The organism is Flavobacterium sp. LS1P28 (assembly GCF_003970335.1).
Classification (GTDB): Bacteria; Bacteroidota; Bacteroidia; order Flavobacteriales; family Flavobacteriaceae; genus Flavobacterium.
Genome location: NZ_RYDI01000016.1, coordinates 12,797 through 29,666, shown reverse-complemented (window position 1 = coordinate 29,666; position 16,870 = coordinate 12,797). Strand labels below are relative to the sequence as shown.

13 protein-coding genes are annotated in these 16,870 nt (G+C 36.7%); 7 read left to right on the top strand and 6 right to left on the bottom strand.

Annotation, left to right across the window (positions count from 1 at the left end; genetic code table 11):
- Positions 1-77: 77 nt before the first annotated feature.
- Positions 78-2,852 (bottom strand): 2-oxoglutarate dehydrogenase E1 component, encoded by a 2,775-nt coding sequence (locus EKL97_RS12065; protein ID WP_126568961.1) that lies wholly within the window; start codon positions 2,850-2,852, stop codon positions 78-80.
- Between the two features lie 120 nt (positions 2,853-2,972).
- Between EKL97_RS12065 and EKL97_RS12060 the strand changes: the two genes are divergently transcribed.
- Positions 2,973-3,515 carry a hypothetical protein gene (locus tag EKL97_RS12060; RefSeq protein WP_126457541.1) on the top strand — a complete coding sequence of 181 codons (543 nt, stop codon included), beginning with the start codon at positions 2,973-2,975 and terminating at the stop codon, positions 3,513-3,515.
- Positions 3,516-3,524: 9 nt separating this feature from the next.
- Positions 3,525-4,856, top strand: coding sequence for an alkaline phosphatase D family protein (locus EKL97_RS12055; protein ID WP_126568960.1), 1,332 nt, complete (start codon positions 3,525-3,527; stop codon positions 4,854-4,856).
- Here the strand turns inward: EKL97_RS12055 and EKL97_RS12050 are convergent, their stop codons facing one another.
- Both EKL97_RS12050 and EKL97_RS12045 read right to left on the bottom strand, forming a co-directional pair.
- Complete coding sequence (locus EKL97_RS12050) at positions 4,857-5,207, bottom strand: hypothetical protein (RefSeq protein WP_126457543.1); 351 nt, start codon at positions 5,205-5,207, stop codon at positions 4,857-4,859.
- A gap of 127 nt (positions 5,208-5,334) precedes the next feature.
- Positions 5,335-6,309 (bottom strand): polyprenyl synthetase family protein, encoded by a 975-nt coding sequence (locus EKL97_RS12045; protein ID WP_126568959.1) that lies wholly within the window; start codon positions 6,307-6,309, stop codon positions 5,335-5,337.
- 201 nt (positions 6,310-6,510) lie between these two features.
- Here EKL97_RS12045 and EKL97_RS12040 point away from each other — a divergent pair, with 201 nt between their 5' ends.
- From EKL97_RS12040 to EKL97_RS12025, 4 genes are all read left to right on the top strand, one after another.
- Positions 6,511-7,110, top strand: a complete 600-nt coding sequence (locus tag EKL97_RS12040) for a TetR/AcrR family transcriptional regulator (protein WP_126561481.1) — start codon at positions 6,511-6,513, stop codon at positions 7,108-7,110.
- A complete protein-coding gene (locus EKL97_RS12035; RefSeq protein ID WP_126457546.1) occupies positions 7,107-8,471 on the top strand; it encodes a TolC family protein in 1,365 nt (454 codons plus the stop codon). Before EKL97_RS12040 ends, EKL97_RS12035 begins: the two co-directional genes overlap by 4 nt.
- A 5-nt stretch (positions 8,472-8,476) precedes the next feature.
- Complete coding sequence (locus EKL97_RS12030) at positions 8,477-9,544, top strand: efflux RND transporter periplasmic adaptor subunit (protein WP_126457547.1); 1,068 nt, start codon at positions 8,477-8,479, stop codon at positions 9,542-9,544.
- Positions 9,545-9,620: 76 nt separating this feature from the next.
- A complete protein-coding gene (locus EKL97_RS12025; RefSeq protein WP_126456161.1) occupies positions 9,621-12,797 on the top strand; it encodes an efflux RND transporter permease subunit in 3,177 nt (1,058 codons plus the stop codon).
- 108 nt (positions 12,798-12,905) lie between these two features.
- Here the strand turns inward: EKL97_RS12025 and EKL97_RS12020 are convergent, their stop codons facing one another.
- Together EKL97_RS12020 and EKL97_RS12015 are read right to left on the bottom strand one after the other, a co-directional pair.
- Positions 12,906-13,346: a LexA family protein gene (locus tag EKL97_RS12020; RefSeq protein WP_126561478.1), complete on the bottom strand. Its 441-nt coding sequence runs from the start codon at positions 13,344-13,346 to the stop codon at positions 12,906-12,908.
- Positions 13,337-14,611 (bottom strand): Y-family DNA polymerase, encoded by a 1,275-nt coding sequence (locus EKL97_RS12015; protein ID WP_126457549.1) that lies wholly within the window; start codon positions 14,609-14,611, stop codon positions 13,337-13,339. The genes EKL97_RS12020 and EKL97_RS12015 overlap by 10 nt, the downstream gene beginning before the upstream one ends.
- 390 nt (positions 14,612-15,001) lie before the next feature.
- Between EKL97_RS12015 and EKL97_RS12010 the strand changes: the two genes are divergently transcribed.
- Complete coding sequence (locus tag EKL97_RS12010; protein WP_126568958.1) at positions 15,002-15,673, top strand: hypothetical protein; 672 nt, start codon at positions 15,002-15,004, stop codon at positions 15,671-15,673.
- Positions 15,674-15,754: 81 nt separating this feature from the next.
- Here EKL97_RS12010 and EKL97_RS12005 read toward each other — a convergent pair whose 3' ends face one another.
- On the bottom strand, positions 15,755-16,738 hold the full coding sequence (locus EKL97_RS12005) for a Gfo/Idh/MocA family protein (RefSeq protein WP_126457551.1): 984 nt from the start codon (positions 16,736-16,738) through the stop codon (positions 15,755-15,757).
- Positions 16,739-16,870: the final 132 nt, after the last annotated feature.

Genomic DNA, 16,870 nt, shown 5'->3' with positions numbered 1-16,870 from the left:
CCTGATGGCAGCGACATCCTTTTTCTAGCTTCTTTAGCTAGGAAAAGATATAGCGTACAGCAGGAAATAGCTCCTTATTATCGGTATAAATTTTTATCAAAAACCATTCGCAAGGCATCAGCCTGACGGCGTTTTGCTCTTGTATAACTTCCTGAGGCCGGTGCCGCATACGCTTTTAGTGAAGCCAATCTCCATTTTACTAAATCAAAATTCATTAGCATAAAGCTGTAAGCTCCCATGTTTTTTGGTTCTTCTTGTGCCCAAACATAATCATCTGCATTAGGGTATTTAGCGATAATGGCTTTTAATTGTTCTACCGGTAATGGGAACAATTGCTCGATTCTAACTACAGCCACATCATTTCTGTCCAGAATTTCTCTTTCGGCAGTAATGTCATAATAGAATTTTCCGGTACAGAAAACCAGCGTTTTCACATGCGCTTTATTCACTGTTTCATCATCAAATGTTTCTTGAAAACTCCCTGTTGCAAATTCTTCAACGGTAGATACTACCCTTGTATCCCGCAACAAACTTTTAGGCGTAAACACAACAAGTGGTTTACGAAACGTTGTTTTCATTTGTCTTCTCAAAAGGTGAAAGAAGTTGGCTGGTGTAGTACAATCTGCCACATACATATTGTGTCTGGCACAAAGTTGTAAGTATCGCTCCATTCTGGCTGATGAATGCTCCGCTCCTTGTCCTTCGTATCCGTGCGGCAATAATAAAACAATTCCGTTTTGATTGTTCCATTTATCTTCGCCACAAGAAATATACTGATCAATTATAATTTGGGCACCGTTACTAAAATCACCAAACTGTGCTTCCCAGATGGTTAATGTATTTGGGTTGGCTAAAGCGTACCCATAATCAAACCCTAAAACAGCATATTCAGACAACAGCGAATTGAAGATATTGAATTTTCCTGTTGCTCCTTCTAAAGTACTCAACAAAATCACTTCTTCTTCTGAATCCTCTACTTTTACAACGGCATGACGGTGAGAGAACGTGCCTCGCTCTACATCTTGCCCCGAAATACGAACATCATATCCTTCTTTTAAAAGTGACCCATAGGCTAAGTGCTCTGCCATGGCCCAATCCAGCTTGTTTGTTTCAAAAAACATTGTTTTTCTATCGTTGACAAGTTTTTGTATTTTGCTGATAAATTTTTTGTCTGCAGGTAAGTTACAAATTACGTTTGCAACCTCAGTAAGTCCGGCTACTGGAAAAGTAGTGTCTACTTTTTTGAGCATTTCAACATCCGAAACCTGTTCAAAACCTTTCCATTCGTTTTTCATGAATGGCGTTATAATAGTCAAATCTTTTTTACGGGAGGCTTCTAAATTCACCTCTAGATTTGATTTGTATTCTTTTTCTAATCCTTTTACAAAAGTACTGTCAACAACTCCTTCGGCAAGCAATTTCTCCATGTAGATGTCTCTTGGATTTTTATGCTTTGCAATGATTTTGTACAATACGGGTTGGGTAAAACGAGGCTCATCGCCTTCATTATGTCCATATTTTCTATATCCCAATAAATCAATAAACACATCCCTACCAAATTCCATTCTGAAATCCAATGCAAAGGACATCGCGTGAACTACTGCTTCAGCATCATCTGCATTGACATGCAAAACGGGCGAAAGGGTAACTTTAGCAACATCAGTACAATAGGTAGAGGAACGAGCATCCAGATAATTGGTGGTAAAACCTACTTGATTATTGATAACAATATGTATAGTTCCTCCAGTTTTATAACCATCCAATTGTGCCATTTGCACAATTTCATACAAAATTCCCTGACCCGCAATTGCAGCATCTCCGTGAACGGCGATTGGCAATACTTTTGAGAAATCGTTAGGGAAATATTTATCTTGTTTGGCTCTTGTGATTCCTTCGATTACTGCACCTACTGTTTCAAGGTGCGACGGATTAGGAGCTAAATTTATATTAATTTTTTTACCGGTACTGGTCACTTTATCCGCTGTAAGTCCTAAATGGTATTTTACATCGCCGTCAAAATATTCTTGATCGTAATCTTTACCGTCAAACTCTCCAAAGATGTCTTGGGTCGATTTGCCAAAAATATTTGCCAACACATTCAAACGACCACGATGTGCCATTCCCATAACAAATTGCTCAACTCCTTTTTCAGCTGCTTTCTCGATTAAAGCATCTAATGCAGGAATAATTGATTCCCCACCTTCTAGAGAAAAGCGTTTTTGACCTACATATTTAGTGTGCAAAAAATTCTCAAAAGAAACGGCTTGGTTTAATTTATTAAGAATGGATTTTTTTTCGTCCAATGAAAATTTAGGCTGATTGTCATTGTAGCCTAATTTTTTCTGAATCCACTCCACTACTTCCGGTTTACGGATATACATATATTCCACCCCGATGTGCTGGCAGTATATTGTATCAAGATGCGTTATGATTTCCTGAAGCGTACAAGGCTGTATTTCCATAACCTTGGCTGCATCAAAAACAGTATTTAAGTCTGCTGATGAAAGTCCAAAATTTGTGATTTCTAGAGTTGGTGATGATACTCGTCTTTCTCGAACCGGATTTGTTTTAGTAAACAAATGACCGCGAGAGCGGTATCCATCTATTAATTTTAATACATTGAACTCCTTTTGAAGCTTGTCAGAAACCAAGCTAATATCTGTATTATTAGCCGCAAAATTTGCAATTTGCTCGACTTTATGATCCTCGCCGTAAGAACTCATCCCAAAGTCAAAACCTTGAAAGAAACTTCTCCAACTAGGCTCAACGCTGTCTGGATTTTCTATATATTGATCGTATAATTGAGCGAAAAATTCTGTATGTGCTGCGTTTAAAAATGAAAACCTATCCATAATATTTAGTGAATATACCTTTTTGATTAAAATAGTTTGGCAAAAGTACAATAATACAATAAATTTATAATTTATTTTAAGATACTTTTACATCTTAAATTGTTAAAAATCTAGAAACTTATGGCAAAAAAGCGCTTTTTCGAGGTTACCAAATCGTTTTTAGTACTTATTGCCTTGTTTTTTGCAAGTGCTCTGTTTGCACAACAAAATACAATGTATACCACTATGCCAAACCAGTTTTGGAGAAATGTACAATTTGGAGGTGGACTGGGTTTAGGCTTTGGTTCCGGCTACACGGACATTTCGTTAGCGCCAAGTGCCATTTATAATTTTAATGAATATGTGGCTTTGGGACTGGGAGTGCAGTATAAATATTTGAAGCAACGCGATTTTTTTGCTTCTCATTTGTATGGCGGTAGTGTTATAGGATTATTTAATCCAATCCCCGAAATCCAACTTTCGACGGAACTGGAACAATTAAGAGTCAATGTAAATCTGGATGGATCCAATAGCAATTCTCAAAACTACTGGAATACAGGTTTATTCATCGGCCTTGGTTACAGATCTGGAAACGCCACTATTGGTGGGCGATATAATGTTTTGACTGACAAAAACAACATTTACGGCAGTGCCTTTATGCCTTTTATTAGAGTGTATTTTTAATTATCTGCGATGAAAAAAACTTTTCAATTATGCTGTATTTTATTTATAAGTTACAGTTTTGCTCAAAACAATATTTTACAATCTGGGCCCATGGTGGGGTATTGCGAAATGACCGAAGCGATGATTTGGTTGCAAACCAACAAAAAAGCTTCGGTGAAAATAGCTTATTTTGCCCTTGACAATCCTACTAATATATTCTACTCCGACGTGTATTCATCTTCAAAAGAAGTTGGCTTCACGCATCATATTATTTTAGATCAATTAGAACCCGGAAAAAAATATACGTATGCTGTTTTCATAAATGACAAAAAAATCATCTTGCCCTACGAGACTTGTTTTTCATCAAAGAAACTTTGGGAATGGCGCGAAGATGCTCCTGATTTCACAGTAGCCATTGGAAGTTGTTCCTATTTTAATGAAACTCCGCTGGACAGACCGGGAAAAGCTTATGGAAGTGAGTTTGGGATTTTTGAAAGTATTGCCAAAAAAAATCCAGAAATTATGATATGGAGTGGCGACAATATTTATCTCAGAGAAGCGGACTGGGATAGTAAAACCGGGATTTATCATCGGTATACGCATTCAAGGTCGGTAAAAGAAATTCAGCCTTTGCTGGCAAAAACTCAAAATTTTGCCATTTGGGATGACCATGATTTTGGTCCGGATGATAGCGATGGCAGTTTTTACAACAAATTTCTAACTCAAAAAGCGTTTAAAGATTTCTGGGCAAATAAAAGCTACGGTATGAATGCTGAACAAAACGAGGGTATTTATTCTACCTTTAGCTGGAGTGATGCACAGTTTTTTTTATTGGACGATCGGTTTTTCAAGACTCCAAATAACAGAATTACGGGCGAAAGAACGGTTTTAGGAAATACCCAATTAGAATGGCTGATTAACGCACTAAGTTCCTCTAAAGCCAGTTTTAAAATAATTGTAATGGGCGTACAAGTATTAAATTCCGTAGCGGAAAAGGAAAACTACAGCAACTACCCCAAAGAGAAAGAAAAATTGCTAAAAGAAATTCTTGATAATAAAATTAAGGGCGTTTTATTCCTAAGCGGTGATAGGCATTTTACTGAATTTTCCGAAGTTCCCCGCGAGAATGCCTACTCTCTATTTGACTGGACCGTTTCACCGCTAACTTCCGGTGTTGCCGCTGAAGGGGCATTAAAGGAAAACAATATTTACAGATCCAAAGGCAGTTTGATTACGCAACATAATTTTGGTATGATTTCATTCTTGGGTTCAAAGGAAAACCGCCAAATGAAACTAACTGTTTTTGATACTGCGGGAACTGAATTATGGAATAAAACAATCTTAAAAAAAGACTTACAATAACTAATACTTATTCCGGAACCACACTTTTTGCCATTCTCTTTTTAGGATCAAAAAAGCGACTTGTTCTGCCAGAACTACTAAATCAGATCCGTCTAGTTTTTTTATTTCTTCTTCGGAAACATCAATTATGTATAATAAATTGAGGTATTCAGCAAATTTGTATTGAATAAGTCGATATATTTTTTCGTGAAGCTGCAACTTCAATTCACTGGGAGAAATACCCAACGGAAAATCAATTGCTTCGTTAGCGAGATTGAAATCCTTATTCATTTGTTCGATTAATTTCAAATATAAGTTTTCACCCGCGGCTTCAGCAAGTAGTAAATCGGTATTTTTTGGAACTATAAACATATCTTTAAATATCAATGGCAATATGAATGTCAATTTTCAATATTGTTATTATTATACACTATACTTCTTGTTAAATTTTAAATATAAACTTTCAAAGTCAATGTTGAAATTGATTATTGAAATTGAATTACACTTTTCTGCCCATTAAATTCTCCCCAAAAGATTTCAACATTGCTTTTTTATCGGCGCTAATATTCATTTTATCCAAGGTCTGAAACGCCTTAAAAGTAAAATCTTGTATTGCTTCCTGTGTTGCCGTAGCCGCACCAGAACTATTAAAAAGTGCTTTCACCGTCTCTATTTTATCCGTACTATTTTCCGGCTGAACAGAAAACAAATACCGCAATTCTTTAGCTTCCTCTTCTTTTGAAAAAGCTACTGCTTTTAGATACAAATACGTTTTTTTATTTTCTATAATATCACCGCCTACTTGTTTTCCAAAGGTTTCTGGATCCCCAAAAGCGTCCAAGAAATCATCCTGTAATTGAAAAGCCAAGCCTAAATTGAGGCCGAAATCATAAATCAGATTTGCGTTTTCCTCGGTAGTTTCTGCAATAATCGCTCCCATTTTCATGGCTGCTGCTACCAAAACAGCCGTTTTGTATTGAATCATCATCAGGTATTCTGGAATGGTAACATCATTGCGTTCTTCAAAATCGACATCCCATTGCTGCCCTTCGCAAACTTCAAGCGCTGTTTTGCTGAACAACTTGGCCAAATCCCGAAAAATAACGGGCTCATATTGTTCAAAATATTGATAGGCTAAAATCAGCATCGCATCCCCAGATAAAATTCCGGTGTTTATATTCCATTTCTCATGAACCGTTGCTTTTCCTCTTCGTAGTGGCGCATCATCCATAATATCATCGTGAACCAACGAAAAGTTATGAAAAACTTCAACGGCTAATGCGGCAGGCAATGCTTTTTGATACGGTGCATCAAAAATTTCGGCACTCATTAAGGTCAGTACCGGACGAATTCTTTTTCCGCCAAGGTCTAAAATATACCGGATGGGCTCGTACAAATTTCTTGGTTCTTTGGTTTCATATTGTGCCTGCAAATACTCCGAAAGAAACCCCTGATATTGATAAATGGAATGCATAAAATAAATTTTTGGCTAATTTACTCTATTCAAATTGTATTACAAACATCGTTTTACCTTCAAATGTTAAATAAACCAAAATACATCGGAAACTATTTTGGTGTTTAAAGTTTCCGTCTTATATTCGCACTCGAAATTAATCGTTCAAATCAACAAATTTGAATTTAATTAAAAAATACTGAAACCATTTCAGCCTTAAAAATGAAAGAAAAAATTATAACTAAAGCAAGCGAGATGTTTTTAAAACTAGGTTTTAAGAGCATCACCATGGATGATATTGCAGGAGAAATGTGTATTTCTAAAAAAACGATTTATAAATATTTTTGCAATAAAGAATTACTTATTGAGGAAAGCACCACTGCAATTCACAAACAAATCCATCAAATTATTGACCGTATTATTGCCCAGAATTATAATGCTATCGCAGAAAATTTTGAAATACGAAAAATGTTTAAAGAAATGTTTCAATCCTCAGACGACTCCCCCATTTACCAATTAAAAAAACATTATCCTGAAATTTATGAGAAAGTGATGACAAGAGAAATCAATGAATGCAACACCACTTTTGAACAAAACATAAAAAAAGGAATCGAACAAGGTTTTTACCGCGAGAATATAAATATTGAAAGTTACACGCGATTTTATTATTATTTAATTTTCAGTATAAAGGGCTGTACCAGTTCCGAAAAAGAAGCTCAAAAGATAGAACTTGAGATTTTAGAATACCATACCAGAGCTATGGCAACTCCCAGCGGGATAATTGAACTTGAAAAACATTTACTTAACTATACTACAAAATGAAAACTATAATTTTACTAGCCATCCTGACCTTTGGTATTTCGGCTCAATCACAAAACTCAGGCAACCCAGGTACAAGTCCCGTACAAACACTTACGCTAAAAGAAGCCGTCAACTATGCTCTAGAAAACAAAGCAGATGCCAAAAAAGCAAAATTACAAGTAGAGAACAGTGAATACCAAATTCAGGAAATACGCTCCAGAGCTTTGCCTCAAATTTCAGCTAATGGCAATTTGACGTACAATCCTGTAATACAAACAACCGTTATTGACGGAGCAGGATTTGGCGCTCCGGGAACTACCATCCAAGCCGCTTTTGGCCAACCATGGATTTCTACTGCCGGAGTTTCTCTGACACAGGCTATCTTTGACCAAACTGTTTTTACCGGCCTAAAAGCAGCAAAATCTACCAGAGAATTTTACCAGATCAACAATCAACTAACAGAAGAGCAAGTAATTGAGCGTGTGGCCAATAATTATTACCAAGTCTATGTGCAGCGACAAAAACTAACGGTGATTGACAGCACTTTAAGAAATACCACCAAAGTAAGAAACATCATCAAAGGACAATATGACAATGGTCTAGCCAAGAAAATTGATTTGGATCGAATTATAGTAAAAATTTCAAACATCAATACACAACGTCAACAGGTACTGAATGCCGTACAAATACAAGAAAATACCTTGAAATTTTATATGGGAATGCCCATAGAAACCCAAATCGAGATTCCACAAACTGCCTTTGAAGTAGGGCCACAAGCATTGTCTGAAATTCCAAATACGGCAAACAGAACGGAATACTTGCTTTTGAAAAAACAAGAACAACTATTATTTTATCAAAAAAAGGCTATTGAAGCTGCTTATTACCCAACATTATCACTGAATGCCGGGTACAATTATATTGGTCAGGGTCCTGTAATGCCTTTGGGCGGAAAACCTTCTAAAGGAGTGTACTGGTCTGATTTCTCTTCGATTGGCTTGAATTTGAAAGTACCGATATTTACTGGATTTGGCACTCGTGCAAAAGTGAGACAAGCCGATGTTGACCTACGAACTATCCACGAAGAGTTGGTTGATACCAAGTTGTCACTTGACCTGGCTTTTGCCAATGCAAAAACGCAAATTGACAACAGCTTAACCACAATCAACAATCAGAAAGAAAATGCCCAATTAGCCAAAGAGGTTTTAAATAACACCCGAAACAACTATATACAAGGATTAACCACACTGACTGATTTACTGGATGCTGAAAACTCATTGACCGAAGCTCAAAACAACTACACATCAGCTATATTAGAGTACAAACTGGCAGAAATACAATTAGTCAAATCCAAAGGGGAATTAAAAACACTAACCAATAAATAATCAAAATGAAAAAAATAATAATAACAGTAGTAGTAATTGTAGCATCCTTAGGACTAATTGCCTACGTGTTAACCAATAATAAAAAAGAAAACGAAGCCAAAACAACTATTGTTGCGGAGAAAAACGCCTCCGTTTCTGTTAGAGTTGAAACCGTAAAAACCGAAGCTGTTTCATTAGATTTCTCATCCAATGGAAATTTTGAACCCATACAAGAATTAAAATTTTCTGCTGAAAAATCAGGTAAAATAACAAAGATACTTGTAAAAGAAGGCGATTATGTTTCAGTAGGACAAACACTTGCCATTGTACGAAGCGATGTTATAAACGTAAATGCGCAAAACGCTAATGCGGTGTATCAAAATGCGGTGGCTGATTACACCCGATTTGAAAATGCATACAAAACAGGCGGCGTAACTAAACAACAAGTAGATCAGGTAAAACTAGCAATGGTAAATGCTAAATTCCAGTTAACACAAGCAAATATCAATGTTGGAGATACAAGAATCAAAGCGCCAATTAGTGGGTTTATCAATAAGAAATACATCGAGGTTGGATCGATCATTTCTGCTACACCTGCTACGGAATTGTTTGATATTGTAAATGTTTCCAAACTAAAACTAAAAGTTAACGTTAACGAAAGCCAAGTGGCCAGTTTAAAAGTAGGTACCGTCACAAAAGTTGTAGCAAGCGTTTATCCAGACCAAATTTTCTCAGGGAAAATCACTTTTATCGCCTCAAAAGCGGACGAAATTTTAAATTTCCCCATCGAGATTGAAATTACAAACAACGCTTCCAACGGTTTAAAAGCGGGTATGTACGGAACCGCTGAATTTGCATCGAAACAACAAAAACAATCGTTGATGATTGTTCCTAGAGATGCTTTTGTAGGAGGTGTAAGCAGCAATCAGGTTTTTGTAATTGAAAGCGGAACTGCCAAATTGAAAACAGTTACAGCTGGAAGAATTCTTGGGGACAAAGTAGAAATTCTAAACGGACTCTCAAATGGCGAAACTGTAATTGTCACAGGTCAAATCAACCTTCAGGACGGATCTAAAGTGGATGTCATTAAATAGTCGAAAGTTGTAAAGCCAAAGGTCAAAAGCAGAAAACGGCATGACCTTATACGTTAAGACCTAAAAATATAAATATATGAAATTAGCAGAAATATCCATAAAACGTCCTTCGTTAGTAATTGTATTGTTTACGATTCTAACACTTGGTGGACTGTTCAGTTACAGCCAATTGGGTTACGAATTGATTCCAAAATTCGAAACCAATGTAATTACTGTTGCCACTATTTATCCGGGTGCGTCACCAAGTGAGGTAGAAAATACGGTTACCAAAAAAATTGAAGATGCCATTGCATCCTTAGAAAATATTAAAAAAATAGACTCGAAGTCCTACGAAAGTTTATCAACAGTGTCCATTACATTAACGTCTTCGGCTGATGTTAATATTTCCATGAACGATGCGCAGCGTAAAATAAATGCTATTCTTAGTGATTTGCCTGATGATGTTGAAACGCCTTCATTGACTAAATTTTCTTTAAGCGATTTACCAATTATGACTATTGGTGCCAACGGAAAAATGGATGAAGTTGCTTTTTACGACTTAATTGATAAAAAATTAGCACCCGTTATTTCTCGAGTAGAAGGTGTAGCACAAGTAAATATTATTGGCGGACAAGAAAGAGAAATTCAAGTAAATCTTGATGCGGTAAAAATGCAAGCCTACGGACTTTCGATTCCGCAAGTGCAACAAACTATTTTATCTTCTAATTTGGATTTTCCAACAGGAAACATTCAAACTCGTGAGCAGAAAATACTAATTCGTTTAGCCGGAAAATATAAAACTGTTGATGAATTAAGAAACTTAATTGTATCTTCTAAAAACGGAATACAAGTTCGTTTAGATGCTATTGCTGATGTTCAGGATACTCAAAAAATTCCTGAAAAAATAGCGCGTGTCAATCAAAAAAGTGCTATTATTTTACAAATCATCAAACAATCGGATGCCAATGCGGTTGCGGTAAGTGAAGAGTTAGTTAAAACAATTGCTAAACTGGAAACGGATTATAAAGCAAACGGATTAAAACTTGAAATAGCAAAAGACAGTACTATTTTCACATTAGAAGCTGCCGATGCTGTTGTGCATGATTTACTAATTGCGGTACTTTTAGTGGCTCTTGTGATGTTATTTTTCTTGCACAGCATTAGAAACTCATTGATTGTAATGGTTTCTATTCCTGCTTCATTAATTGCTACGTTCATTGGAATTTATTTGATGGGGTATACCTTAAACTTAATGAGTTTATTAGGACTTTCTCTTGTGGTGGGTATTCTTGTGGATGACGCCATTGTAGTTCTCGAGAATATTTACAGGCACATGGAAATGGGTAAAAATAAAGTTCGAGCTGCTTATGATGGAACTGCAGAAATTGGTGGAACTGTTGTATCGATTACTTTAGTAATTGTAGTAGTGTTTCTACCAATTGCAATGAGTACCGGATTGGTTTCTAACATTATTACACAATTCTGTGTAACTGTTATTATTTCAACATTGCTGTCATTAGTCGCTTCATTTACAATCATTCCATGGTTATCTTCACGATACGGGAAATTAGAACACATTCAAGGTAAAAATCTTTTTGGAAGAATCATCCTTGGATTTGAAAGCTATTTAACACGATTTACAAATTGGGTCTCCAGATTATTAGAATGGTGTTTGGATCATTATTTTAAAACACTAGCTATCGTTTTAGTACTCTTTTTTGGATCGATGATTAGTTTATTTGGCGGTGGATTTATTGGTGGGGAATTCTTTGCCGCGTCTGATAGTGGTGAGTTTTTAGTTCAGATAGAAATGCCAAAAGATGCTTCATTAGAGCAAACCAATTTCATGACGCAAAAAGCAGAAGCATTCTTGCAGAAAGAAGAGTATGTTTTTAGTCAAATTACAACGATTGGTCAAACCAGTGAAGGTCTTGGTGCTTCGCAAGCCACTGCTTACAAATCGGAGATAAACGTAAAAATGGTTGGATTAGACAAACGTAATGAACCTGCAAATGTGTATGCTGCAAAAACCAAACGCAAATTAGAAAAAATACTAGTTGGTGCCAAAGTAAAAACAGTTCCAGTTGGTATTTTAGGAACTGCAGAAGATGCTACTTTAGGATTAATTGTAACGGGGCCAAATGTAGAAAGCGCCATGCAATTTGCAAAAGCAGCAGAAAAAGAATTACGTACCATTCCTGGAGCAACAGAAATCGAATTGTCTGTAGAAGATGGAAATCCAGAAGTAAACGTAAAAGTCGATAGAGATAAAATGGCCGCTTTAGGATTGAGTTTGCAAACAGTAGGTATGACCATGCAAACTGCTTTTAGCGGAAATACTGATGGTAGATTTAGAGCTGGTGAATACGAATATGACATCAACATTAAATACAATGCATTCGACAGAAAAAGTATCGCAGATGTCAGAAACTTAATTTTCATAAACGATAGTGGTCAACAAATAAAACTGAATCAATTTGCAACCGTAACCGAAGGTTCCGGTCCAAGTGAATTAGAACGAAGAGACAAATCAGCATCGGTAACTGTAAAAGGCCAAAATGTGGGTGTGGCTTCAGGAACTATTGTAACACAATGGCAAGAAAAAATTGAAAAATTAAAAAAACCAACCGGTGTAAATTATATTTGGGGTGGTGATCAGGAAAACCAGTCCGAAGGTTTTGGTACATTAGGAATTGCGCTATTAGCTGCGATTGTCTTGGTTTACCTGGTAATGGTTTCGTTATACGACAGTTTTGTACATCCATTTGTGGTATTGTTTGCCATCCCGCTTTCCTTTATTGGTGCAATGTTGGCTTTGGCTTTAACCAATAATACACTGAATATATTTACCATTTTAGGTATCATCATGCTTATTGGTCTGGTGTGTAAAAATGCGATTATGCTTGTAGATTATACCAATCAAAGGCGTAAAGCTGGCGAAACGGTCAGAACAGCATTAATCCAAGCAAATCATGCGCGTCTTCGTCCAATTTTGATGACCACTATCGCGATGGTATTTGGTATGTTCCCCATTGCGCTAGCCTCTGGAGCTGGAGCGGAATGGAAAAACGGTTTGGCTTGGGTAATTATTGGGGGATTAATTTCCTCATTATTCTTGACTTTAGTAGTAGTTCCGGTAATTTACCAAATTATGGAAAAAGCCATCAGTAGACTTTCGAAAGGAGAAAAAGTTGATTATGAAGCTGAGATGGTTGCCGATTATGAGCATAAAGAACTAAGTGAAGATGGATTTAATCCAAAACATACCGTTTAAAATCTGAATTTATTATAAAAGATAAAACCTGTTCATTAGTTTGAACAGGTTTTTTTATGGCTAAAAATCCATTAAGAATTCAATTTTAACAATAGCAACAACTGGCTTTTACACCTTCTTAATCACATAGGTCACAATTCCCCAGATGATTAATTGATTTTCTTCCGTGACTTTTATCGGAGCATAATTGGGATTTTCAGGCATCAGATAAAAACAGTCTTTCTCCAGTTGTATGCGTTTCACCGTAAATTCTCCATCGATAAAGCAAATTGCAATTTTATTGTTCTGTGGCTCCAAGCTTCTATCCACAACAAGAACATCTTTATCATTGATTCCAGCATCAATCATAGAATTTCCTTTGACTCTGATGTAAAAAGTAGCTAATGGGTTTTCACTCAATTGCTTGTTCAAATCAATGCTCATTTCCATAAAATCTGCGGCCGGTGATGGAAATCCAGCCGAAACCCCTTCGTTTATGAAAGGAATTCGCAATTCACTTTCAAAATCAGGTAGAAAGAACATTAGTTTTTGTCCGTTATTTATTGGCATTTGATTTCGAGTATGTCTTTAAAATTAGTGGTGTATCCGGGTGACAAATGGTTCTGATTCATGTTCCAGGTCAGACTTAAATTTTGGGTAGCCAACTTTACTTTCTTGTCACCAATTTTGTTATTGAGACCATCCATCACTTTCATCAGCAGCAAATGTTTTGGGTTTTCTTCGTCAAACAGCTGCAATTGTTTCTTGTTTTGATCAATCAATTCCGTGACGATCACGCCCGCTTTCTTGAATTTCAAATGTTCATTTCCTTGGTGCAGTTTCTTCAACATTGCGATAGCAACATTAGAAATTGTCAATGTAGAATTTGACGCATACGGCAATGTAATCGCCATATTAAAATAATATTTTGAGGTTTGTACCGTATGTTTATCCACCACTAACATTACAATAATGGTATGACAGCAGGAATTTTGTTTGCGTAATTTCTCTGCACAAACCGCGGCAAAAGTTGCTACACGTTCGCGCAGCAAATCAAAATCAGCAATTTGTTTTGGGAAACTTCTGGTCGTAGCAATACTTTTCTTTTGGTCAACAATGGGCTCTAAATCCAATACTGATTTTCCTTCGAGTTCATATTTTAAACGCATCCCAATCACACCCATTTCTTTTTTGATCCAAGCTTCGTGTTGTGGTGCCGTAAAATCCAGAGCGGTCACAATATTTTTAGCTTTCATCTTTTTATTCATCCGGTAACCAATGCCCCAGACATCTTCAATCTTTGTCCATTTCAAGGCTTTGATGCGTTTTTCTTCGGTATCAATAACATACACTCCTTGCGTTCTGTCTTGGAATTTCTTGGCAATTTTATTGGCTACTTTAGACAATGCTTTGGTTTCGGCAAAGCCAATGCAAACCGGAATCCCTACCCATTTTCGTATCCGAGTTTTCATTTGGATTCCATACTCATGATAATCGGAAATCGTCAAACCATCAAAATTCAGGAAGGCTTCATCAATGCTGTAAATTTCTAGATTTGGTGTAAACTGCCCTAAAATAGCCATCACCCGATTGCTCAAGTCTCCATACAGTGCATAATTGGATGAAAATAATGTTATATTTTTCTCTTTTACCAATTCCTTAATCTGAAATGCCGGCGCACCCATAAGAATCCCGGCCGCTTTTGCTTCATTGCTTCTGGAAATCACGCAACCGTCGTTATTTGATAATATTGCAACCGGCTTTCCGTTGAATTTCGGCTGAAAAACACGTTCGCAGGAAGCGTAAAAATTGTTACAATCAACTAAAGCATACATGTTGCAAAATTACTCAATATCAGTTGAAGCGAGTTCGTAACAACAGTTAATTTTAAGCACTGTTGATAAGTAGTTTTTGTAGTGAAAAGGATTTAAAAGTAGCTAATGCTCCTTTACTGGCATTCTTCTTTTATGAAAAACATCAACAGGTACAGTAATTTTATGAAAAAAAATCATAATAATTGCTTTTCAATAAAATTATTTTTTGTCCTTCACTCAAATTAAAGTACTGATTTTAAGTGGATTAAGTCTACAAAATCAGGCCGTACTTTAAAGACACAACCCCTTGATTAAAAATTTTGGCATGCTCCTTGAATATCCCTTATCAAATAACACAAAAAGCGAAAGCCGAAAAGCTCAAGAGTAGGCAAAATTCAAAAGAACTGTATCATGAAAAAAATTACCTTTTTAGTAGCTAGTATCTTCATATTGGGAGGTAGTATAGCGAATGCCACAGAAAAAATCGATTTTTCTGTAGAAAGAAGATCTCCAGTAGATTTTAGAGATGCCGACCCAATTGTATTCACAGAAAGAGGAATTGAGTTTTTTATTTTCCCTGACGGACAATTAGATTTTAATACACGTCCTACAATTGGACGGGATATCTATTATAAGTCAAGCCGAAAAAATGGGGTAAACAAAACCTATGGTGCGCCAGGCAATGTGCGAAACGGGAATTATGGGGTAAAAGTAGCACACGATAATATGGGGAGAGTAAGACAAGTAGGAAATGTGTTTATCAACTATGATTCAAATGACCGCATCAAACGAGTGGGTTCCGTGTATATGACCTACAACCGATTTGCATTGGAACGCGTAGGAGGTTTAGAAATAATTTACAACCGTCATGGCCAGATTGTTGAAACTGTTGGCGCTGTAAAAGGTGGTAGAAGTTACCAATACGGTCAAAACAGAAATGATCGTGATGACGACAATGATTTTGGTGGCAACCAAAACTCAGAGGACGACGACTCTTACTATTACAGAACAAATGGCCCCAAAGCAAAAATTGAAAAAACGAAAGGAACCGGTCGCGTAGCCATCGTAATCAATAGAAGATAGTTTGTTAGTTATAAATGGTTTGTTTGAAAAATCCCGTTGGTATTCGTATCAACGGGATTTTTGTTTGAACAATTGAAAACACTACAAATTCCCCATAATTTGGTCCATAACCCAACTCGTATGTGTTGCTGTCAAACCTGTAGAAGGGTGTGTACTGTGCCCAAGAAGGTCTTCTCGCATTTGCTGCACATGATACAACTGAATATTTTCAGGATGGTCAATGAGTACTTCTGTTTGTCCTTGTGCGTTCGAAAGCACTACAGGATCATTTTCAAATACAGAAAACGTTATTTTTCCTTTGCTTCCATAAATGACCACTTTATCTTCCCGTTCATAGCACCCAAAATTCCAGCTTCCGGTACCTGTAATTCCAGATTCATGCAACCAACAGGCAGTCGCGGCATCTTTAGCAGCGTACAATCCCTGTTGATTAATACTAAGCCCCGAAACTTCTTTTATATTTCCCAGTAAATGCGTGAATAAATCCAGGCCGTGACTTGCTAAATCATCAAAATAACCGCCTGCAGCAATCAACGCATCAGTTCGCCAATTGTATTCGCCTGATAAATCCGTAGAACTTGCAGGTTTACTCAAATGCCATCTTATGTGTCTGATGTCACCAATGCTATTGGTATCAAGCCACGCTTTTATTTGTTCAAAACGAGGTAATGTTCGGCGATAATAGGCTACAAACAACGGAATTTTTTTTGCTGCGAAAGCAGTACAAATCGAGAGACTGTCTTGATAATTTGGAGACAAAGGTTTTTCGATACAACATATTTTACCGGCTGCAGCCACCATGAGTCCATACAATTTATGCACATCCGGAGGCGTGGCAATATAAATCGCATCAATCTCAGGATCATTAATCAAATCATCGGCATTTGTGTAATATTTGCTGATTCCGTGTCTTTTAGCATAATCCGCAGCCTTAACCGCATCTCTTCGCATTACTGCTACCACTTGAAAACCATCCGTTTTCTGGTACGCAGGACCACTTTTCAGTTCGGTAACATCGCCACAGCCTAATATTCCCCAGCGGATTACTTTTGTAGGTTCACTCATAATGATAATTTTTCATTGCCTCAGACGATTGTGCGCTACTGCGACTGTTTTGCGTAATAGTTAACCAGAAAGAAATTATGCTTCTTGTAGATACAACGCTGGATGGAACTTAATTGCTTATCGTTTGAAATT

What these genes read in the sequence shown, in the direction of transcription:
- EKL97_RS12065 (WP_126568961.1), bottom strand. Translation starts at nt 2,852, where the DNA reads ATGGATAGGTTTTCATTTTTAAACGCAGCACATACAGAATTTTTCGCT.
- EKL97_RS12060 (WP_126457541.1), top strand. Translation starts at nt 2,973, where the DNA reads ATGGCAAAAAAGCGCTTTTTCGAGGTTACCAAATCGTTTTTAGTACTT.
- EKL97_RS12055 (WP_126568960.1), top strand. Translation starts at nt 3,525, where the DNA reads ATGAAAAAAACTTTTCAATTATGCTGTATTTTATTTATAAGTTACAGT.
- EKL97_RS12050 (WP_126457543.1), bottom strand. Translation starts at nt 5,207, where the DNA reads ATGTTTATAGTTCCAAAAAATACCGATTTACTACTTGCTGAAGCCGCG.
- EKL97_RS12045 (WP_126568959.1), bottom strand. Translation starts at nt 6,309, where the DNA reads ATGCATTCCATTTATCAATATCAGGGGTTTCTTTCGGAGTATTTGCAG.
- EKL97_RS12040 (WP_126561481.1), top strand. Translation starts at nt 6,511, where the DNA reads ATGAAAGAAAAAATTATAACTAAAGCAAGCGAGATGTTTTTAAAACTA.
- EKL97_RS12035 (WP_126457546.1), top strand. Translation starts at nt 7,107, where the DNA reads ATGAAAACTATAATTTTACTAGCCATCCTGACCTTTGGTATTTCGGCT.
- EKL97_RS12030 (WP_126457547.1), top strand. Translation starts at nt 8,477, where the DNA reads ATGAAAAAAATAATAATAACAGTAGTAGTAATTGTAGCATCCTTAGGA.
- EKL97_RS12025 (WP_126456161.1), top strand. Translation starts at nt 9,621, where the DNA reads ATGAAATTAGCAGAAATATCCATAAAACGTCCTTCGTTAGTAATTGTA.
- EKL97_RS12020 (WP_126561478.1), bottom strand. Translation starts at nt 13,346, where the DNA reads ATGCCAATAAATAACGGACAAAAACTAATGTTCTTTCTACCTGATTTT.
- EKL97_RS12015 (WP_126457549.1), bottom strand. Translation starts at nt 14,611, where the DNA reads ATGTATGCTTTAGTTGATTGTAACAATTTTTACGCTTCCTGCGAACGT.
- EKL97_RS12010 (WP_126568958.1), top strand. Translation starts at nt 15,002, where the DNA reads ATGAAAAAAATTACCTTTTTAGTAGCTAGTATCTTCATATTGGGAGGT.
- EKL97_RS12005 (WP_126457551.1), bottom strand. Translation starts at nt 16,738, where the DNA reads ATGAGTGAACCTACAAAAGTAATCCGCTGGGGAATATTAGGCTGTGGC.